The sequence below is a fragment of the Polynucleobacter sp. IMCC 30228 genome (genome assembly GCF_021395205.1).
Taxonomy (GTDB): domain Bacteria; phylum Pseudomonadota; class Gammaproteobacteria; order Burkholderiales; family Burkholderiaceae; genus Polynucleobacter.
In genome coordinates, this window is record NZ_JAJVCS010000003.1 from 203,624 (window position 1) to 222,947 (window position 19,324).

A 19,324-nucleotide genomic window follows, 5' to 3' on the forward strand; every position below is an offset into this window, starting at 1 on the left:
CACTTAGGAGATAAAAATGCGTGGGGCGGTAGTTTGCTCTCATCAAATTGCTGCAGATGCGGGTGCTAAAACGATGGAGCATGGCGGCAATGCTATCGATGCAACTGTTGCAGTTGCTATGGCTTTAGCTGTGCTTGATCCTGCAAATTGCGGAATAGGTGGGTATGGCGGCTTTATGGTGATTCAAAAAACGCCCCATGAAATCCCTATAACCATTGATTTCAATGCTACGGTAGCCAATGAATTCAATCCAGCATTACTGACGTCTAATAAAATCGGCGTAAATTATTTTGGTAGCGCTGCTTCAGTCTCTACCCCCTTAGTGTTAAGTGGCTTGCTTAAGGCTCACCAAGAATTTGGGTCACAAGACTTTGCGCCATTACTAAACACGGCTATTGCTGCGGCGCAGGAGGGCTTCATTGTCGGTCAGAATTTACAAATGGCCTTAAGCTGGGCTGCAGCACGTGCGGACCAGTTTCCAGACAACTTTAAGGCCATTTTTGCCCCTGATGGCAAATGGTTGCAGGTTGGTGATCGCCTTATTCAGGCAGAGCTCGCAAATACACTCACTCACATTCAAGCGGATCCCGTTGGATTTTTTTATCAAGGTGAGTTTGCCGCTGCTACTAGCCAATTTTTATTAGAACATGGCGGCTGGTTAAGTAAAGAAAACTTTAATCAGCAGCAGGCCAAGCTTGATGTTGGTAATCCAGTAGCATTTCACGGGTCAACTATTTATGGCCCAAACCCCTTAACTTCTGGTTTTGGAATCGTCCAAGATGCGCTGCAACAATTGTCGAATATAGGACTACAAGAACTGCAGGCAGAAAAAAATTATATTGCTCTAGTTGCAGATGCTTTGCGGATAGGCTGGAGAAATAAAAGAGAGGCTTTTGCAGTTACTAAGGCAGCAGAGCAGCATACAACTCATTTTTGTATCAGCGATACCAAGGGTATGACAGTTTCTTGTACTTTTACACAGGGACCATTATGGTTTGGATCTGGCCTAATAACTCCAGGAACGGGGGTAGTTTTAAATTGCGCTGGCAATTTATTCCGCCAGTCGCGCGCTTCTGGGAAATGGCTTTGTGTGACCAATCTCTCACCTAATGTAATGCTAAAGAAAAATGGCGATCAAATTGCTTCGGGTTCTCCGGGCGGACCTCGCATACCAGCAATTATCTTACAAATTATTTTAGAAATGAGCTCTAAAACTGGCAATCTACAACAAGCAATTAACCGTCTGCGTGTCTCGGTTACGCCAAATGGCGAATTAGAGCTAGAGGATGAAGTGCTAGCTAAGCGTTATCAGGGGTTGAAAATTCATGCTGCAGAATATTTTGGGCCAACCTCAGCTTTGTTGAGAGCGCCAAATGGCGATTTACATATTGGTACTGATGATCGCTTTGAGAAGGGCGTAGCGTGGGTATAAGCCAACATAATCTTGAATAAAGGAATGGTTGTGGATAAATCCGTAGGCATTATTGATACAACTTTACGCGATGCTCACCAATGCTTATGGGCAACACGCATGACGACCGCCCATATGCTGCCAATCGCAGAACAAATTGATCAGGCTGGCTTTGATCAAATTGATTTGGCAGGAACCATCCAGTTTGATGTTTGTGTGCGCTACTTAAAAGAAGACCCGTGGGAACGCGTTCGACTGATGCGTAAGCTAATTAAAAAAACGCCACTGCGGACATTGGTACGCAGTAAAAATATTGCCTCATTTGACTTTGTTCCCGACGATATTATTGAGCTCTGGGTAGAGCGCTTAGTTGCCAACGGCTTTAGGGTGGTTGGTGCTTTTGATGGCCTCAATGACGTTGCCAATATGTTAGCCACCACGCGGGTATCAAAAGCCTTGGGGGTTTATACATTTGGCGCGCTTTCGTACAGTTTAAGCCCAGTTCATACTGATGAGCTATACGTTGAAACTGCTAAGCAATTAATTGCCAGTGGTACGGTTGATGCCATTATGCTCAAGGATGCTGGCGGTTTATTAACGGTTGATCGTATTCGCACTTTAGTTCCTGCGCTTAAAAAAGTAATGGGTACAGTACCCCTCGAAATTCATGGACATTGCTTAACAGGTATTGCCCCATTAATGTATTTAGAGGCCGTCAAGCTTGGCGCCGATCAGTTGCATACTTCGATCGCGCCGCTAGCAAATGGCGCTGCACAGCCTGCTACACAAAGTGTTGCTAAAAATTTAAGGCTAGACGGCTATCGCCTATCAATTAATGATGAGGTAATTGATGAAATTGGCGCCCATTTTCAGCGCATTGCTGAACTTGAAGATAAGCCTGTTGGGCAGATTTTGGAATATAACGCTTTTCACTATCAGCATCAAATACCTGGCGGCATGCTGAGTAATTTTCGCTCTCAATTAGACCAGGCTGGCATTGCAGATAAATTTGATGCACTTCTAGATGAGTGTGCTAGGGTCAGACAAGAGCTCGGCTACCCAATTATGATTACACCGTTTGCGCAATTTGTGGGTACCCAGGCGGTATTAAATGTCTTGCATGGCGAGCGTTATCGCGTTGTGCCTAATGAAATTAAAAAATATGCTTTAGGGTATTACGGTAAATTATTAGCACCAGTCGAGCCAAGCGTTTTGGATCGGATCATAGAGAATGGCTCTAAACAAATCGGTTTAAACCCCACGCCGCGCGAACCAGGCGTGAAGGCATTAAGAAAGAAATATCCGCACGCCAGTGATGATGAGCGCTTATTGCGCTATATGTTTGCTGGATCGCAAGTTGATGATATGTTAGCAGCGGGCGCAATGAAAACTGAATATGTTTTTGAGCACTCGGTTGTTTCGTTAATTAAAGAATTGAGTCGGCGACCTAAGACAAGTCGGATACATGTATCTAAACCTGGCCTGAATATTGAAATTGCTGGGTACTAATGATTCCAAATTTAAAACAAGGAGATAGTGGTGTCTGAGCGCAATTTAAATTATCAGGATTTGATGGAGATCATTCGCTTAGTAGAGGATTCACCACAATTTTCGGAGTTTAGTCTACAGTATGGCGATATTAAAATTGATTTACGAAAAAATTCTGCCAATTCACAGACCCGGTCTTTTCAACGCTCTGGCATCGTAGGGCAGGCCTCTGCGCCCGCGCAAAGTGCTGTAGTAAGCGCCGAAGTAAGTGCTGCACCACAAACGGTCGTCAGTAAAAAAATGATGGTGGCGCCTTCTGGTTTGGTTGGTATTAAGGCGCCAATGGTTGGTAGCTTTTATCGCTCTCCGGAACCAGGTGCTCCCCCATTTATTGAGATTGGCGCTAAGGTCGGAATCGATTCAGTAGTGTGCATTATTGAGGTAATGAAGTTGATGAATTCATTACCGGCTGGTGTTGATGGGGTGGTAAGTGAAATTTTGGTTGGTGATGGTGAGCCAGTTGAATATGGCCAAATATTGATTTTAATAAAGCCCAATGCGTAAAGCAAAACCCATTAAAAAACTGCTAATCGCTAATCGCGGTGAAATTGCAGTGCGTATTATTCGGGCTTGCCAAGAGCTTGGTATTGAAACTGTGCAGGTGTATTCAGAGGCAGATAGCCAATCACTGCCGGTTTTTATGGCAGATAAATCGATGTGCATAGGCCCTGCTCGGGCTAGTGAGAGTTACTTAAACGTTGAAAAAATTCTCACGGCTGCCTATCTCTTTCGGGTCGATGCAATTCATCCTGGCTATGGGTTTTTATCTGAAAATGCCGATTTTGCAGAGCGTTGCGAGCGCGAGGGCTATATTTTTATTGGCCCAAGTTCAACTTCCATTCGCTTAATGGGCGATAAGGCTACGGCTATTCGCCTGGCAAAAGAGGCCGGTATTCCGACCACGCCAGGTTCAAATGGAATTTTACAAGATGCAAAAGAGGCGGCCAGTATCGCAGACAAAATTGGCTACCCGGTTTTATTAAAGGCAAGTGCAGGAGGTGGGGGAAGAGGCATGCGCATTGTTAATCATGCCGAGCAAGTCGAATCGGCCTATATTGAGGCCTCCCAGGAGGCAAAGTCTGCTTTTGGTGACGGCTCGCTTTATATGGAAAAGTTTCTGACGGGCATACGGCATATAGAGGTACAGGTGCTGGGTGACGGTGAAAATGTTTTGCATCTCGGTGAACGAGATTGTTCTTTGCAGCGCCGCAATCAAAAATTGGTAGAAGAAAGCCCCTCTCCAGTGTTAAGCGAGAAATTGCGCACCGATATTGGTAATGCAGCCATTCAACTTTGCAAACATGTTAATTACCGCAGCGCGGGCACGATTGAGTGCATGCTTGACCCTATTTCAAAGCAATTTTATTTTATGGAAATGAATACCCGGATTCAGGTTGAACATCCAGTAACTGAAATGGTTACTGGTATTGATTTGGTCAAGGCTCAGATACTAATAGCTGCAGGGGAGGGTCTGAGTTTGCAGCAAAAAGATATCCGTTTAACAGGGCATGCAATTGAATGCCGCATTAATGCCGAAAGTGCATCCAATGATTTTCGACCTAATCCGGGCAGGGTTAACGAGTATTTTGCACCCGGTGGTTTTGGTATCAGAATGGATAGTCATTTATTTTCGGGATATGTGATTCCCCCATTTTATGATTCCCTGCTAGGTAAGGTAATTTGCTGGGGCCGTGATCGAGCTGAGGCAATTGCACGTATGCAACGGGCTTTATTAGAAATGCAAGTTGAGGGCGTGGAGACTACGCGTGAATTTCAAAGAAAACTGATTAGCTCTTCTGAATTTATGACAGGTGATGTGCATACTCGTTTTGTTGAAACCAATTTTTTAAACCGGATGGAATAAATTGTTCAGCTCTTTTTTTAGTTCCACTAGTAAAAAAATGAATCCAGGCATTAAGGCTGCCGGGCTTAATGTCCTTGCTTTAGCAGCATTTTTATTGTTATGGCAATTACTAGCGGGTTGGGTTGCTTCACCATTTTTCCCTCCAGTAGATGCTGTGTTCAAGGCATTTAAAAATTTACTTGTAAAAGGTGATACCCAAGGTATCTCACTCGGAGCCCATGCATGGGCGAGTTTATATCGGGTTTTATTGGGCTTTAATCTGGGTGTTTTTTTGGGAGTACCACTTGGCTTGTTGATGGGCCTAAATAAAAGCCTATACAACTCAACCCGCTCGGTCATGGAGCCTTTTCGCTTTATTCCACCCATTGCCTGGATTCCCTTGGCCATTATTTTATTTGCAGGCGATACGCGCTTTGCATTTTTAATTTTTCTTGGCGCTTTTTTTCCGGTTTATACGTCAACCTTAGTGGGAGTTCAGCGGGTTGAACCTTTGCATAAGAAGGTAGTAGCCGTTTATGGCGCCTCGAAGTTTTATACCTTAATGCATGTGGTGGTGCCAACCGTACTTCCAGATATTTTAGGGGGCATGCGAGTGGCGATGGGTGCCGCTTGGCTGACCATTGTTGCAGCTGAATTAGCTGGTGGGATTAATGAGGGCTTGGGACGCATGATGCTGAACTATGCTGAATTATTAAAGATTCCAGAAATTATTGTTGGCATGATTGTGATTGGTGCAATTGGCTTTGTTTTGAATGAATTGCTACTAATGGCTGAGCGTTATTTATTTAAGTGGAGATGGCAGGTTACCCTTTAAGGGCTTATCAAGCTAAATGATGACAAATTTAAACTCCAAACTTCAAGTTGCTATCTCTCACCAGTATGGTAATTTGGTCGTACATGGCGATATTCAATTTTCGGTTAAAGAAAATGAATTTTTGTGTATCTGTGGTCCCAGTGGCTGCGGTAAAACAACCTTACTTGATATTCTTAGCGGCTTATTAAAACCGTCAAAAGGCGACGTATTGTTAGACGGTGAAATCGTCAATCCAAAAAAACATAGTATTTCTTTTGTTTTTCAAGAACCCTCTACCTTGCCGTGGCTAACCGTTTGGGAAAATATTGCCACAGGCTTAAAAATTAAGAAATTAAAGAAAGCCGAAATAAAACAAAAAGTAGAAGAGGTGATTCGCATTGTTGGGCTTGGTGGGTTCGAGGGTTTTTATCCGCATCAGATTTCTGGCGGCATGAAGCAGCGAGTTTCAATTGCCAGAGCTTTTGCAACGGATGCAGATTTAATCTTAATGGATGAACCATTTGTAAGTCTAGATCAACCGACACGAGAAAGAATGCAGCAAGAGGTTTTGGATATCTGGAAAAATTTGAAACGGACGATTGTTTTTGTTACACATAATTTAGAAGAGGCAGTTTTTTTAGGCGATCGCGTCATTATTCTTTCTGAAAAGCCCACTTCTATTAAGGCTGATTTACCAATCGACTTGCCACGACCACGGAATTTAATGAGCCTTGAATTTACGGAATTAAGAGCCAAGTGCTTTTCTTTTTTGCATCAAAAGTAGGGGTAGATAAAGTAGTTTAAGCAGTTAAAAATCACTTTTTAAACAGGAGATGAGAGATGATTAATACTAATAAAAATCGCAGAAATATTTTAGGTATGGGTGCAGCAGCATCGCTGGGGACCATGCTGCCGATGGGCACGCCGTTATTTGCACAAAGCAAAAAAACAGTTATTAGGCTAGCAGATCAAGCTGGCGCTGAGGTTGACTATGCAGCTATTTGGGTGGCTGAAAATCAAGGCTATTACGATCAAGAGGGCATTCAAATTGATCGGCGCACCTATCCCAATGGCCCAGCATCGTTACTCGATTTAAATAAAAACTTAGACGCTGTAATGTGTGGCTTGGCACCGATCATGCAATATGCTGCAGGCGGCGGACAATTTTCGATGCTTTGTTCGGTCACTAAATACAATGCGCCACTGGTTGGCCATAAACAATTTAAATCTTATGCTGATTTAAATGGCAAAAAGGTAGGAACACCTGGGCTTGGCACAATTCACGATGCCATTTTATTTTATGTTGAAAAAACCCAAAATCTTAAATTCCAAAAGGTGCCTGGTCGCGTTGGTGATATTGCTGCCATGCTTGATCGCGGAGAGGTAGACGCATTTATTGCTTGGGAGCCAGCTTCAGCATTAGCAGTTTCTAAAGCCAAAGATACCCATTACATAGTGCAGTTACCACCCATACCCAATGCGGAGAGTTTGGACTTGGTTTTTCATCCCACCTTTATTAAAGATAATCCTGATGCAGTAGTGCGTTTTTTAAAGGCCACCTTAAAAGGGATGAATTTTATTAAAACTAAACCTAGGGATGAGGTTGCAGAAATTATTGCTAAAAAAATGAATGATCCGACCGCTAAACCCGTGGCGCTAATGGCCTTGAACTCAGTGTTACTTACTGAACCCCGCTTAGATATGCCTTCAACCCGCTTAATTCTGAAAACTATTTCTGAGCAAGGCAAGATTGATCCTGCGCTAGTCGCAAATACGGATGCTTGGGTTGGAAAATACTTAGATTATTCCTTTTTAGATAAAGCGGAAAAATCGCTGAAGGGTTAGGGAATGTTTTTGTACCATCTCTTTTAATTGATCTTTAAATACAGGGGCTTTATCTCAATGGCAAAAACCATCCTAACTTGCGCAGTAACTGGCGGCTTAACAAAGCCAGAGATGACCCCTTATTTGCCTATTACTCCACAACAAATAGCCGATTCTTGTTTGGGGGCTGGCGCTGCTGGAGCTGCTGCCGTGCATATTCATGTGCGCGACCCAGTTTCGGGTAAACAGTCAATGGAATTTGATTTATACGCCAAAGTAGTTGAGTTAATTCGCGCGCAAAACAAAGAGCTTATTATTAATCTAACAACCGGGCCAGGTGGTCGCTTTATTCCTAGTGAAGATGATCCTAAGGTCTTTGCTCCAGGAACTACTTTATGCCATCCCTTAAAGCGCGTAGAGCATATTACCAAGTTAAAGCCTGATATTTGTTCTTTAGATTTTAATACGATGAATGGCGCGACAGATATTGTGATTAATACGCCATTAAATGTGCGCAAAATGGCCAAAGTGATTCGCGATGCTGGAGTTCTTCCTGAATTAGAAATTTTTGATACGGGTGACCTCAATTTAGCTTTGGATTTAATTGCCGATGGCACACTTGATGGCCCTGGTTTATTTAGCTTTGTGTTGGGGGTGAAGTATGGCTTAAACGCTGATCCCGCCACTTTGCTCTATTTACGCGATCAATTGCCTGTTGGGGCTAGATGGTCGGCTTTTGGCATTAGTCGCTTTGAGTTCCCAATTGTGGCGCAATCTTGGTTATATGGGGGCCATACACGGGTTGGCTTAGAGGACAATATTTTTCTCAAGAAGGGTGTGCTTTGTCAAAGTAATGCTGAATTAGTTACTAAAGCAAAACGTATTATTGAAGACCTAGGTGGAGATTTGGCCTCAGCTGCTGAGGCGCGTTCTATGTTGGGCCTCAAAATAGCTTCTTAAGGCTATAAATAGCTAAATTGTTGTAATTTTCACCTAATTTTTGTTTTTTTATAAAAAGTTTGCGTTTACAGCTTTTTTATAATATACTTTAAAACATAATGTAATTTTACATTTTATTAGGAAATAAAATGAGTCAAGTAAAGCAGAGTACTAAACCAGAGCCATATTGGCACCCCCTTTATGCTGGGCTGGCTTTGGGCCTAGTCTTATTAGCTAGTTTTGTCGTCACTGGGCATGGCCTAGGCGCAACTGGGTTTACAACCCGTCTTACAGCATGGATTGGCATGACAACAATGCCGACCATGACTGCAGCTAATGAATACCTTGGCGGCATGGTGGAGGATGGAAACCCGTTAAATGGCTGGATAACTTGGCAGGTTATTGGCTTGGCTATTGGCGCTTTCGCCTCTGCCTGGCTGGCTAATCGATTTAAGCTGCAAACTGATGGTAAACGTTTTTTAGGGGGTAGTAAGCGTCCCTTAACAGCGCTACTGGGTGGGGTCTTAGCTGGTTTTGGGGCACGCATTGCAGCAGGATGTACTAGCGGTCTGGGTTTATCGGGCACAGCAGTATTGGGGCTTGCCGGGTTTGTTTTTTTAGGTACATTTTTTGCTACCGGCTTAGTCATTAGCCGTTTAATGAAAGAAAAGGCATAAATATGAATTCCATCATCTCTGGGCTACTTTTAGGTGCCGCCTTCGGTTTTGTTTTAGAGCGCGCTGGGTTTGGTAGCCCCTGTAAATTAACGGCTCAATTCCGTTTAACTGATTGGTCAGTATTTAAAGTGATGTTTACTGCGATCGTTTTTGCTTCAGTAGGCATTATGTTTTTAGAAAAAATGGGGTATATCGATGCCGCAGATTTATTTGTGCCGCCTGCATTTTTAGGGGCAGCCGCTCTTGGTGGGGCTCTGGTAGGAGCAGGTTTTGCCATTGGCGGATATTGCCCTGGAACTTCCGTGGTTGGCTTTGTTTCTGGCCGCATAGATGCCGGTTTATTTTTAATTGGGTTAATCATTGGTACTTGGATTTTTGCCGATATATTTTCTAGTATTGAGTTTTTGACTTCAGCTGGTGAATACGTAAAAGCATCAACATTACCAGAGGCGTTGCAAGTGTCCGCTGGAGTAATTAATCTTTTTATGATTGCTGCTGCGTTGGCTATTTTTGTACTTGGTACATGGATGGAAAAACAAGTCGGGGGTTCGATTTCTGCTGTAGAAGCTATGAATGCCTGCACAGTAAAGCAGTCTTAATCATTTCAACCATTTAATTGTTTAATAAGGAAAATTATGTCTAAGAAAAATACTATCGCTGCATTAGCTTTGGCTTTAGCGGGCTTGGCTGCTGCACCTGTTGCTTTGTCAGCAGATGCGCCAGATAAAAAACCCGCAAATGCTGAGCAAAAAAATCCTTGTGGACCAGCAAAAAAAGCAGATGCAAATCCCTGTGGGCCCGCCAAAAAGAAGGCTGCCAATCCATGTGGACCAGCTAACCCTTGTGGTCCAAAAAAGCGTAAATCAGCCGATTAATTTTATAGCCTTGATAAAAATTCTTAACTATTTAACTTCACCAGTGAAATAAATGCTCACCCAATCTATTCTTTGTTTAGCTGCACAAGAGTTGCTTAGTGTGCAAACCAAATATGCTAAAAAGGGGCTGACATTAAGCCAAGCAGCATTATGTGGGGCAAAGCAATTTGTCGAATGGCGGCACTATCCTAGCAAGGACTTGGTTGATGGTGAGGGAGGGTGTGAGTTCTATTACCACGCGCATGCTGCTGATGAGATGCAGAAAGGTGAGCACGGCCATTTTCATTTATTTAAACGTAGTGCTAAACAGCCCAATCATTTCTTTCACCTGATTGGTATTGCACTAGATCAAAAGGGCTTGCCAGTGCGGTTGTTCACCACTAATCAATGGGTAACAGGAGAGCAATGGGCCAAGGCGCCAACGGTCATTGCAGCCCTTCAAGATTTTGATGTATCAGTAAAAGGGCCATTAGGGCCATTAGGCAGATGGGTTAGCGCCTTAACTACATTATTTTATGTTGAGATGCGTGAGTTAATAGTGAAGCGGGACAGAAAAATAACGGCATTAGCCATCAAGGACGGTAATAAAAATTTAGCTTTAGAGAATCGTAAATATCATGTTTTAACAGAGCAAAAAATTCATTATATGGATCGACTTGCGGATCATTTATTTGTATAAAAAAGGTATAAAAATGAAAAAAATTCAAGGATTAATCTTATTTGCTTGCGCAATGGTGACAAGCGTAGCCTACGCTATCACCTTACCTGGCCCAGTTGTTAATGCTGAGTGGTTGGCAAACAATTTGTCAGCAGTGCAAATTGTTGATGTACGTTCAGATATAACTAGCTTTGGTCGAAATCCAGAGTTTGTTACTGATAAGGCGAGTGGCAAAAAAAGCCTAAGTGAAGTTGGGGGGCATATTGAAAACTCGACTTTGCTCAATTTTAAAAATGCTCGAGTAGAGCGCTTAGTCGATGGTCGTAAGGTCAAGTTTTTAATTCCCGAACAAGCTGATTTTGAAAAATATATTCAAGCGGCTGGAATTAACGCAAATAAGCCGATTATTTTAGTACCTGTAGGCCAAGATATTTCTGATGTAGATGAGGCCTTAAGAATGTATTGGCAATTTAAAGTTTATGGTGAAAATCAAGTAGCTGTATTAGACGGTGGTATGGCTGGCTGGTTGGCAGATGGGCGTGCATTTGTTACTAGTGCCGCCACAAAGCAAGTAGGAAATTGGGTGGCAAAGTCAGCCCGTAAAGAGTTAATTGCAGGCTCGGAAGATGTGGCTAATGCTTCAAAAACAGGTGCAGCGCAGTTAATTGATTCACGCTTACCTATGCAATATTTTGGTACGTCTAAAAAACCCGATATTGGTGCTTATGGACATATTGCAGGTGCTAAGGAATTTTCGCCAGATTTGCTAACTAAATCTGTGAATGGAGCCCTATATTTTTTCAAACCTGAGACATATTCCGCTCTATTGATAGCAAATGGAATTAAGCCCACGGGGCCAGCAATTAGTTATTGCAATACTGGTCACTTAGCTTCTGGAACCTGGTTTATTGTTTCTGAATTAGTGGGCAATAAGTCGATTCAACTTTATGATGGCTCGGCTTATTTATGGACTTTAGAGGGGCGCCCACTGCAGGGTGTGCCGCTAAATTAAAACTGCTGATTGTTTTAAGAACAGTGCTATATGTTGATGGCTCGAAATTTAATTGATTTAAAAAAAATGCAGCATTCGGCTGGTGAGGCGGTTAAATTACTGAAGGCCTTAACTCATCCAGATCGCATGCTGCTGCTCTGCCAAATAAGTAAAGGTGAGCGATGTGTTGGTGAGTTAGAGAATCTGCTTGATATTCATCAGCCGATGTTGTCCCAACACTTAGGCGCTTTAAAGCGGGCTAAATTGGTTAAAACGCGGCGCGTTGGCAAGAATATTTACTATGCCGTTGCTAATGATTTTGCAATGTCGATTATTGATCAGTTATATAGGCATTACTGCCTTAAAAATATGCTTATTTAAGGGAAAACGAGGATGGTTTCAGCTTATCTTTGTCCTATAAAGTGAGGGGTCAGAAAAAGGAGTGTTATGTCTCAGCCTTTACATCCTCAGGCTATATTAGATTCTTTGGCGCAGTTTGATACCCCCACCATTTGCAATGCGCTAGAGTTAATAGACCCCAATTATCGAAATCACGGTTTTACTACAGAACCATTAGAGTGCATCTATCCTAATTTAGCGCCGATGGTAGGGTATGCGCGCACTGGAACGATGCGTGCAGTTCAAGGGCCCCGTATTAGCCCTGAAGCGCAAAAAGAAATACGGATTGATTGGTATAAGTATGTTGATGAGGGGCCCAAGCCCAGCATTATTGTTTTACAAGACTTGGATGGTGCACGAGCCGGAATCGGTGCATTTTGGGGTGAGGTAAATACCCATGTACACCGCGGTCTAGGTGCTAAAGGGGTGGTTACCAATGGCTCAATTCGGGATATTCCCATGAATGCGAGCAATTTTCAGTTATTAGCTGGGAGTGTGATGCCTAGTCACGCGCATGTACACATTGTTAGCATTGGGATACCAGTTACTGTTGCCGGTATGGCGGTGCAGCCTAATGATTTAATTCATGCCGATCAACATGGCGCAGTGGTCATTCCCTTTGCTGCAGCTGAAAAAATTAATGATGCTATAGAACTTATTGCAAAAAAAGAAGCCGTGATTATTGGCGCCGCAAAAGCGAGCAATTTTTCTTGGGAAATTTTACGCGACGCAATTAAAGAATCAGCTGATATTCATTAAGCGCTATGGAATATACAGCGCTAATACAAGCAGATTCTATCCAAGGTTCATCTTAAAGGAGCAAAATGAAAACCGATCAAATAGCTAATTACCTGCGCCATTTTTGCGCTACCCTTTTATTACTCTCGCTGCCACAGCTTGTCTTTGCGCAAGCGAATGATTGGCCAAATAAACAAGTTTCCATTGTGGTGCCATTTCCGCCAGGTGGTGCGCTTGATATTACTGCTCGGGAAATTGCTTTGCGCTTAACTAACAAATATAAACAGTCTTTTGTGGTTGAGAACCAGCCAGGTGCAGGCGGTTTAATTGGTTCGCGGAACGTTGCTAAAGCTAAGCCAGATGGCTATACATTGTTGGTGGCTTCAACTGGTCAATTGGCTATTCATCCCGCAGTATTTAAAAATCTGCAGTACAACCCCTTAACTGATTTAACGCCGATCATTCAGTTAACCTCAGCCCCATTTTTAGTAGCAGTGAATGCCGATTTCCCTGGGAAAAATGCCCGTGACTTGGTGGCGTATATTAAGAATAATTCGGGAAAAGCCAATTACTCTTCCACCGGAATTGGCACCTTAGTGCATTTATCTGGTGAAATGATCAGCATTGAGGGCAATAGTGGTGCAACGCATGTCCCATTTCAAGGGGGCCCTCCATCGGTCGCGGCTATTGTAGGAAATGACGTGCTTTATACCGCTACTAATATTTCCAACCCATTACCTTTAATTAAGGCGGGCAAGCTTAAAGCTATTGCAACTACTGGCAGTAAAAGGCCCGCTGAATTAGCTGATATTCCCACTATGCAAGAGAGCGGTTTTCCGAATTTCGAAGTGACCGTGTGGGTAGGTTTATTTGGCCCTAAAAATTTACCTGCCAATTTAACCAATACGATCTATCAAGCGGTAAATGAGACATTAACTGATCCTGTTTTAATTAAGAAATTAGCGTCGGTAGGTGATGAGCCAGCCTCGAAAAATCCTCAAGAATTTGCCCAATTTATTGAAAAAGAAGCAAAAAAATATTTAACAATTGCGAAAAAAGCCAATATTCAGGTGGATTAAAGCGACTAGGTGAGGCTGAATTGGATTTTATTAATATGTTGCGGGTTCCTGTTTGCCTCTAAATTATGTTAACGTTCCTGAGGATTTTTCTATTAATTAAAACCTTTCTCAGGGAGATAACAATGAACAGCAAGTCAATTAAGCCCAGAAACCCAAAATACAGCTTTTTTGCTGGTCTTGCAGTAGCCATGCTTTCCGGTGGCTGCTTCGCTGATGGCGCAGCGCATTGGGGTTATGAGGGAAAAGTAGGGCCTAGTAATTGGGGCGCTCTTGAGAAGGAGTTTGCCGCCTGCAAAGTAGGGCAGATGCAAGCCCCAATTGATATTCCAAGCAAAGCTGCTACGCCAGCTACCGCACCAATTACCACTAAATATAAAGCATCAGCTGGCGAGATTATTAACAATGGTCACACCATTCAAGTTGCCCTAGCCGATGGCGGCTCTGCTCTTTTAGGCGGGGTCGATTATAAGATTTTGCAGTTTCATTTTCATACTCCAGCAGAAGAAAAAATTGATGGCAAAGGCTTCCCATTTAATGCGCATTTAGTTCATAAAAGTGCCGATGGGAAGTTAGCAGTCATTGGAATTTTATTTAATGAAGGTAGTGAAAATAAAAGCATCAAAGATATTTTTGCAAACTTGCCCGCAAAAGAAGGTAAAGTGGCTTTGAAAACCAATTTTGATGCAGCTAGCATGCTACCTAGCTCATTAGCTTATTACAGTTATGCGGGCTCTTTAACAACCCCCCCATGTAGTGAGGGCGTGAGTTTCTATATTCTTAAAACGCCAGTTGAGCTTTCAAAAGATCAATTAAATGCCTTCAAAAAGATATTTAAGATGAATGCCCGACCCATTCAACCGCTTAATGGACGTAAGATTACTCAAGGTAGTTAAGACCTTTTGCAAATTACAACTTGGCTATGAAAACCCTTGAATATTTAAAGGTTGTAGTCAAGCATGAATTAATTGCTATCAAGGAGGCACTGATTGAGTTAAAACTCATAGTGCTTCTTCTGGTGCTTATTTTTGCCGGACTGATTTACTACCTTAAACCATTTCCCGAAAAAAGTATCACCATCTCAACCGCATTTAAGGGGTCAGATTGGTATCAATTTGCCGAAACTATTGCCCCAGCCTTACAAGACCATGATATTAGTCTTACCGTGCTTGCTAGCGATGGCTCAATTGAAAATGTTGAAAAATTAGATAATCAGAATAGCAAGGTCACTGCTGGTCTCACTTATGGAGCGGCTTTATCCGCCGAACAAATTGGTGGAATTTACTCACTAGGAAGCATTACTTATGAGCCTATTTGGATTTTCTATCATGAAAAACGTATAGGCAAAATTACAGATATTAAGGATTTTGCGCGCTTTAAGGTTGGGGTGGGGCCGCCTAAAAGCGGGTCGTATGCTTTTGCCGAAAAATTATTTGCTATTAATGGGATTCAAATTAAAGAAAATAAAAATTTTCAAGCAGCTTCAATTGAAGGTAATTTAAATCAGTTTTTAGATGATAAATTAGATGTGTTTATTTTTGTCTCAACCATTATTGATTTACCTGTTCAAAAATTAATTCGGTCCCCAGGCATAAAACTCTTTAATTTTAAAAACTCAGCAGCTTATGAAAAAAAGTTTTATTTTTTAGATGCAGTTGAGATACCAGCAGGGTCAATCAATATTTTGAATAATTTTCCGCCAGAAAATATTTCTTTAATTGCCACAACTTCGACTTTAGCCGTGCGTCGAGATATGCATCCGGATCTGCAGCTTGCTTTACTAATAGCAATGAAAAATACCATTCAAGACTCGCAATTACTATTTTTTGCTAAAAGAAATCAATTTCCTGCCTATGTCGATCCCTCTATACCGCTGAGTCCAGTGGCACGAAAATTTTATAATAATGGCCCTCCCCAAGCGATTATCTATTTACCCTATTGGCTTGGGGTATTCGTAGACCGCTTCTGGCTAATACTTTTAACCCTTTTTGCGGTCATTTATCCCTTATCTAAATTAAATTTTCATTTAAGAAAATTCCTGTATGCCGTTAAGGAGCGGGGTCATTATGAGGAAATCTTGGCGATTGATCGGCAGGTAAGCTCCGACCCTATTAGTGCTGAGCAAAGAGTTTTATTCTTAAAGCGTTTAGATGAAATTAATCTGCTTCTTATTCGTCGAGACGTGCCAATTGGCGAGGAGACTGATTATTATTTATTTGTCAATGCTACCCAGTTATTACGCAATAAGATCGAGCGGCTATGATTAAATTAATTATTGCCATTACTGTCTTAGGATTTTCTTCGGGTATTTTGGCGCAAAATGCTGCGCTTCCACAATTGCCTAAAAATTGGAGCGGAATTGTTTCTGTCACCGCGATGGGCAATACTTACCAAACAAAAGTAAATAGCACATCTAAAGTTGGCGAAATGTCGTTTAATTCGTTTGATATTCCAGCGACGATTACGATTCTCAAACAAGAGGGTCGCCATCTTGAATTTTTATATCGCTCAGCTAATTATGAGTCGCGTTATGTCGGCACTTTATCAATGGATGGCAAACAAATACAAATTGCCTATCAACAGGGCTCTGGAAGCTATACTCTAGAAGGTAATAAATTATCGGGCTGTGGATCTGGTCGGGGCGGGAAAGGCACTTTTAAAGACTGGCTAAATAGTTATTCCACCTGGTGTGAAGAGTTTACTGCGCTGCCATAAGAGGTCTTTTAACATCAAACCATACCAAGACTTAAAACAACTTGTAATCTTTTTCTTTGCCACGCTGTTTTTAAGTGGCGGCGCTTTTGCAGTTGAGATTCAAGTCATTACATCTGGCGCTTTTGCTGAAGCATTAGTTGCATTGGCGCCGATTTATGAAAAGCAATCACAACACAAAGTTATCATTTCAAATGGGTCTTCGATGGGGTCTGCTCCTGATTCAATTCCGTCGAGACTTGCCCGTGGTGAGCGTTTTGATATCCTTATCTTAGCTGCGCCCGCTCTAGACACTTTTATTAAAAGCGGCCAGGTGCAAGTAGGTACGAAGGTGGATTTAGTGGCCTCAGTAATTGGTGCAGCAGTCCGTAAAGGCGCCTCTAAATCCGATATCAGCACGGTTGAGGCCTTGAAAAAAACACTTTTAGCTGCTAAATCTGTTGCGTATTCGGCGAGCGCGAGTGGCACCTATTTATCTACTGTGCTATTTGCGCAACTCGGTATAGCCGACCAAATGCAGCTTACTGCTAAAAAGATCTATAGTGAGAGGGTAGGTACTGTCGTAGCTAGGGGAGATGCAGATTTAGGGTTTCAACAGGTAAGCGAATTGATTCCCATTGCGGGAATAGATTTCCTTGGCGAGCTGCCAGCAGAAGTGCAGCAAACTGTATTATTCTCAGCAGGCATCACCAGCAATCGAAACAACCTGAATGCAGCACGTGATTTAATTGCATTTCTTGCGTCGCAGCAAGCAGCCCCGATGATTATTCAGGCGGGATTAAAACCCATATTATCTCCCCTACCATGGTAAAAAATTCATTTAATAAAATGCTCAAAATTAATAAAAAATGGCCCTTAGTATTTTGCTTTGTCTTTTATGCGCTAGCGAGTCAGGGCGCCTATCCCGATAAATCCATCCGTCTGGTCGTGCCGTTTGCAACCGGGGGCACTTCAGAAATTATTGCCCGCTCGGTGGCAAATGCGTTAACTACACAATTGGGGCAATCGGTATTCGTTGAAAATAAGCCTGGTGGAGCAGGCAATATTGCCATGGAAGAGGTCAAGCGGGCGGCTCCCGATGGTTATACCCTGATATTAGGACACGTTGGCACCCTGGCAGTAAATCCGGCGCTTTTTGGTAAAAAATTACCATACGATCCAAATAAAGATTTTGTGCCAATCACCCTGATTGCTAAAGTGCCCAATGTGATTGCAGTAAGTAAAGCAAGCCCCTATAAAACCTTAGCCGATTTGGTTGCAGATGCGAAAAAAAATCCTGGCAAAATTAATTATGGCTCTGCTGGTAATGGTAGTGCAGGACATTTGGCGATGGAATATTTCACCTCAGTAGCAGGTATTGATTTAGTACATGTGCCCTACAAGGGTTCAGGTGCCATGCTCACAGATTTAATTGGCGGGCAGATACAAGCAACGTTCAATGGTTTGCCATCGCTCATTGGACAAATTAAGGGCGGCGCTTTGGTGCCTCTAGCCGTAGGTTCTCTGGCTCGCTCGAGTACCTTGCCCCAAGTGCCAACTTTAATTGAATTGGGTTACAAGGGGGTTGAAACCTCGCAGTGGTATGGCATTATGGCGCCAGCTGGTACGCCTAAGGCCATTGTTGATAAGCTGCAAAAGGAGATTTCTAAAGCCTTGAAATCGAAAGACGATTCCAAAAAAATGCTTGAGGATGGCGCAATTTTAGTGGGCGATACCCCAGAACAGTTTGAGGCTTTTATTCGTGCTGAACAAAAGCGTTGGGCGAATGTGGTTGAAAAAGCAAAAATTTCAATTGATTAATGACCGCTAATGATGATTGAGGCGAAGCACAGGTTTTCACTGGTGAATGCACAGCGCATTGGTTTTGTGTTGATACTAGGTAGTTTGTGTATGCCACTAACTGCTTATACCCAAGCCCCGGTTCAGGCTTATCCAAATAGGCCTGTTAAAGTAATTGTGGCGTTTACTGCAGGCGGTACTACGGATATTTTGACCCGCATGGTGAGTCAAAAATTAACTGAGCGCGTTAAGCAATCTTTTGTGGTTGAAAATAAACCTGGCGGCGGCGGTAATATCGGTACCGAATTTGTGGCTAAGTCTGCTCCCGACGGATACACCTTGATTATGGATTCTGTAGGTCCAATCGCGGTAAATCCAACCTTATATAAAAGATTAAACATTAACCCTTTGACCGATTTAATGCCGCTTATACAAATTGCAGATGTACCGAATGTTTTAGTGATTAATGACTCTCTACCCATAAGAAACTTTGAAGAATTTATTAATTATGCGAAGCTGAATCCCGATAAATTAAATTACAGCTCTACCGGCATTGGTACTTCCTCGCATTTATCGGGCTACATGTTAAGTAAACGCTTGGGCATCGAGGCCACTCATGTTCCTTATAAGGGTGCTGACGCGCTGAATGATTTAATGGCAGGGCGAGTGCAGTTTATGTTTGCGACAATACCTTCGGTGATTCAGCATATTCATGCAGGCAAGTTACGCGCCATCGCCGTAACGAGTTTGAAGCGGTCGCGGTCTTTGCCTAATATTCCAACTGTTGCGGAAAGCGGTTTCCCCGGTTTTGAGGCGGGGTCTTGGTTTGGCCTTTTTGCGCCGAAGGACACGCCTGCGGAAGTGATCACTTTTATCAATAAGAATGTGAATGCAATTTTGCCTAGCCTTGAAACGCAATTTATTCGCGAAGGTGCTGATCCGGTTGGCGGTAGTGCCACCAAATTTAGTCAATTTATTCAAAAAGAATATGAAAAATGGAAAGTGATTGTGCGAGATTCAGGCGCGGTCGCTGAGTAAGG

Annotated in this window: 22 protein-coding genes; all 22 read left to right on the plus strand. The window is 42.7% G+C overall.

The window, feature by feature from the left end; genetic code table 11:
• The first annotated feature begins 16 nt into the window (after positions 1-16).
• The 22 genes from LZT21_RS06765 (at position 17) to LZT21_RS06870 (ending at position 19,322) form a co-directional block, all read left to right on the plus strand.
• Positions 17-1,432, plus strand: coding sequence for a gamma-glutamyltransferase (locus LZT21_RS06765; RefSeq protein WP_233989956.1), 1,416 nt, complete (start codon positions 17-19; stop codon positions 1,430-1,432).
• Positions 1,433-1,462: 30 nt separating this feature from the next.
• Positions 1,463-2,920 carry a pyruvate carboxylase subunit B gene (locus tag LZT21_RS06770; protein ID WP_233989958.1) on the plus strand — a complete coding sequence of 486 codons (1,458 nt, stop codon included), beginning with the start codon at positions 1,463-1,465 and terminating at the stop codon, positions 2,918-2,920.
• A gap of 30 nt (positions 2,921-2,950) precedes the next feature.
• Positions 2,951-3,463, plus strand: a complete 513-nt coding sequence (gene accB / locus LZT21_RS06775; protein WP_233937031.1) for an acetyl-CoA carboxylase biotin carboxyl carrier protein — start codon at positions 2,951-2,953, stop codon at positions 3,461-3,463.
• Positions 3,456-4,823 (plus strand): acetyl-CoA carboxylase biotin carboxylase subunit, encoded by a 1,368-nt coding sequence (accC, locus tag LZT21_RS06780; protein ID WP_233937033.1) that lies wholly within the window; start codon positions 3,456-3,458, stop codon positions 4,821-4,823. The genes accB and accC overlap by 8 nt, the downstream gene beginning before the upstream one ends.
• A gap of 37 nt (positions 4,824-4,860) precedes the next feature.
• On the plus strand, positions 4,861-5,637 hold the full coding sequence (locus tag LZT21_RS06785) for an ABC transporter permease (protein ID WP_233923548.1): 777 nt from the start codon (positions 4,861-4,863) through the stop codon (positions 5,635-5,637).
• A gap of 19 nt (positions 5,638-5,656) precedes the next feature.
• Positions 5,657-6,400, plus strand: a complete 744-nt coding sequence (locus LZT21_RS06790; protein ID WP_233923547.1) for an ABC transporter ATP-binding protein — start codon at positions 5,657-5,659, stop codon at positions 6,398-6,400.
• 56 nt (positions 6,401-6,456) lie between these two features.
• Positions 6,457-7,461: an ABC transporter substrate-binding protein gene (locus LZT21_RS06795; RefSeq protein WP_233923546.1), complete on the plus strand. Its 1,005-nt coding sequence runs from the start codon at positions 6,457-6,459 to the stop codon at positions 7,459-7,461.
• A 51-nt stretch (positions 7,462-7,512) separates the two neighbouring features.
• The gene (locus tag LZT21_RS06800) at positions 7,513-8,400 is read left to right on the plus strand and encodes a 3-keto-5-aminohexanoate cleavage protein (RefSeq protein WP_233923735.1); all 888 of its coding nucleotides are present in this window, start codon (positions 7,513-7,515) and stop codon (positions 8,398-8,400) included.
• 128 nt (positions 8,401-8,528) lie between these two features.
• Positions 8,529-9,056 carry a YeeE/YedE thiosulfate transporter family protein gene (locus LZT21_RS06805; RefSeq protein WP_233923545.1) on the plus strand — a complete coding sequence of 176 codons (528 nt, stop codon included), beginning with the start codon at positions 8,529-8,531 and terminating at the stop codon, positions 9,054-9,056.
• A 2-nt stretch (positions 9,057-9,058) separates the two neighbouring features.
• A complete protein-coding gene (locus tag LZT21_RS06810) occupies positions 9,059-9,655 on the plus strand; it encodes a YeeE/YedE thiosulfate transporter family protein (RefSeq protein ID WP_233989960.1) in 597 nt (198 codons plus the stop codon).
• Between the two features lie 36 nt (positions 9,656-9,691).
• Positions 9,692-9,931, plus strand: coding sequence for a hypothetical protein (locus LZT21_RS06815; RefSeq protein WP_233923543.1), 240 nt, complete (start codon positions 9,692-9,694; stop codon positions 9,929-9,931).
• A gap of 52 nt (positions 9,932-9,983) precedes the next feature.
• Positions 9,984-10,610 (plus strand): hypothetical protein, encoded by a 627-nt coding sequence (locus LZT21_RS06820; RefSeq protein WP_233989962.1) that lies wholly within the window; start codon positions 9,984-9,986, stop codon positions 10,608-10,610.
• Positions 10,611-10,623: 13 nt separating this feature from the next.
• Complete coding sequence (locus LZT21_RS06825; RefSeq protein WP_233989964.1) at positions 10,624-11,601, plus strand: sulfurtransferase; 978 nt, start codon at positions 10,624-10,626, stop codon at positions 11,599-11,601.
• A gap of 30 nt (positions 11,602-11,631) precedes the next feature.
• Positions 11,632-11,961, plus strand: coding sequence for a metalloregulator ArsR/SmtB family transcription factor (locus LZT21_RS06830; RefSeq protein ID WP_233937061.1), 330 nt, complete (start codon positions 11,632-11,634; stop codon positions 11,959-11,961).
• A gap of 66 nt (positions 11,962-12,027) precedes the next feature.
• Positions 12,028-12,738, plus strand: coding sequence for an RraA family protein (locus LZT21_RS06835; protein WP_233923539.1), 711 nt, complete (start codon positions 12,028-12,030; stop codon positions 12,736-12,738).
• A 65-nt stretch (positions 12,739-12,803) separates the two neighbouring features.
• On the plus strand, positions 12,804-13,796 hold the full coding sequence (locus LZT21_RS06840; protein WP_233923538.1) for a tripartite tricarboxylate transporter substrate binding protein: 993 nt from the start codon (positions 12,804-12,806) through the stop codon (positions 13,794-13,796).
• A gap of 122 nt (positions 13,797-13,918) precedes the next feature.
• Entirely contained in the window at positions 13,919-14,689 is a 771-nt protein-coding gene (locus LZT21_RS06845; protein ID WP_233923537.1) for a carbonic anhydrase, read from the plus strand.
• Between the two features lie 26 nt (positions 14,690-14,715).
• Positions 14,716-16,056, plus strand: a complete 1,341-nt coding sequence (locus tag LZT21_RS06850; RefSeq protein ID WP_233923536.1) for a TAXI family TRAP transporter solute-binding subunit — start codon at positions 14,716-14,718, stop codon at positions 16,054-16,056.
• A complete protein-coding gene (locus tag LZT21_RS06855) occupies positions 16,053-16,508 on the plus strand; it encodes a hypothetical protein (protein WP_233989966.1) in 456 nt (151 codons plus the stop codon). Before LZT21_RS06850 ends, LZT21_RS06855 begins: the two co-directional genes overlap by 4 nt.
• Positions 16,483-17,316: a substrate-binding domain-containing protein gene (locus LZT21_RS06860; protein ID WP_233989967.1), complete on the plus strand. Its 834-nt coding sequence runs from the start codon at positions 16,483-16,485 to the stop codon at positions 17,314-17,316. The genes LZT21_RS06855 and LZT21_RS06860 overlap by 26 nt, the downstream gene beginning before the upstream one ends.
• A 17-nt stretch (positions 17,317-17,333) precedes the next feature.
• A complete protein-coding gene (locus tag LZT21_RS06865; RefSeq protein WP_233923533.1) occupies positions 17,334-18,305 on the plus strand; it encodes a tripartite tricarboxylate transporter substrate binding protein in 972 nt (323 codons plus the stop codon).
• 9 nt (positions 18,306-18,314) lie between these two features.
• Positions 18,315-19,322 carry a Bug family tripartite tricarboxylate transporter substrate binding protein gene (locus LZT21_RS06870; protein ID WP_370634801.1) on the plus strand — a complete coding sequence of 336 codons (1,008 nt, stop codon included), beginning with the start codon at positions 18,315-18,317 and terminating at the stop codon, positions 19,320-19,322.
• Positions 19,323-19,324 lie beyond the last annotated feature (2 nt).

Coding starts and splice junctions, on each gene's coding strand:
- LZT21_RS06765 (WP_233989956.1), top strand. CDS start 17: ATGCGTGGGGCGGTAGTTTGCTCTCATCAAATTGCTGCAGATGCGGGT.
- accC (WP_233937033.1), top strand. CDS start 3,456: ATGCGTAAAGCAAAACCCATTAAAAAACTGCTAATCGCTAATCGCGGT.
- LZT21_RS06785 (WP_233923548.1), top strand. CDS start 4,861: ATGAATCCAGGCATTAAGGCTGCCGGGCTTAATGTCCTTGCTTTAGCA.
- LZT21_RS06790 (WP_233923547.1), top strand. CDS start 5,657: ATGACAAATTTAAACTCCAAACTTCAAGTTGCTATCTCTCACCAGTAT.
- LZT21_RS06795 (WP_233923546.1), top strand. CDS start 6,457: ATGATTAATACTAATAAAAATCGCAGAAATATTTTAGGTATGGGTGCA.
- LZT21_RS06805 (WP_233923545.1), top strand. CDS start 8,529: ATGAGTCAAGTAAAGCAGAGTACTAAACCAGAGCCATATTGGCACCCC.
- LZT21_RS06810 (WP_233989960.1), top strand. CDS start 9,059: ATGAATTCCATCATCTCTGGGCTACTTTTAGGTGCCGCCTTCGGTTTT.
- LZT21_RS06815 (WP_233923543.1), top strand. CDS start 9,692: ATGTCTAAGAAAAATACTATCGCTGCATTAGCTTTGGCTTTAGCGGGC.
- LZT21_RS06820 (WP_233989962.1), top strand. CDS start 9,984: ATGCTCACCCAATCTATTCTTTGTTTAGCTGCACAAGAGTTGCTTAGT.
- LZT21_RS06825 (WP_233989964.1), top strand. CDS start 10,624: ATGAAAAAAATTCAAGGATTAATCTTATTTGCTTGCGCAATGGTGACA.
- LZT21_RS06830 (WP_233937061.1), top strand. CDS start 11,632: ATGTTGATGGCTCGAAATTTAATTGATTTAAAAAAAATGCAGCATTCG.
- LZT21_RS06835 (WP_233923539.1), top strand. CDS start 12,028: ATGTCTCAGCCTTTACATCCTCAGGCTATATTAGATTCTTTGGCGCAG.
- LZT21_RS06840 (WP_233923538.1), top strand. CDS start 12,804: ATGAAAACCGATCAAATAGCTAATTACCTGCGCCATTTTTGCGCTACC.
- LZT21_RS06845 (WP_233923537.1), top strand. CDS start 13,919: ATGAACAGCAAGTCAATTAAGCCCAGAAACCCAAAATACAGCTTTTTT.
- LZT21_RS06850 (WP_233923536.1), top strand. CDS start 14,716: ATGAAAACCCTTGAATATTTAAAGGTTGTAGTCAAGCATGAATTAATT.
- LZT21_RS06855 (WP_233989966.1), top strand. CDS start 16,053: ATGATTAAATTAATTATTGCCATTACTGTCTTAGGATTTTCTTCGGGT.
- LZT21_RS06865 (WP_233923533.1), top strand. CDS start 17,334: ATGCTCAAAATTAATAAAAAATGGCCCTTAGTATTTTGCTTTGTCTTT.
- LZT21_RS06870 (WP_370634801.1), top strand. CDS start 18,315: ATGATGATTGAGGCGAAGCACAGGTTTTCACTGGTGAATGCACAGCGC.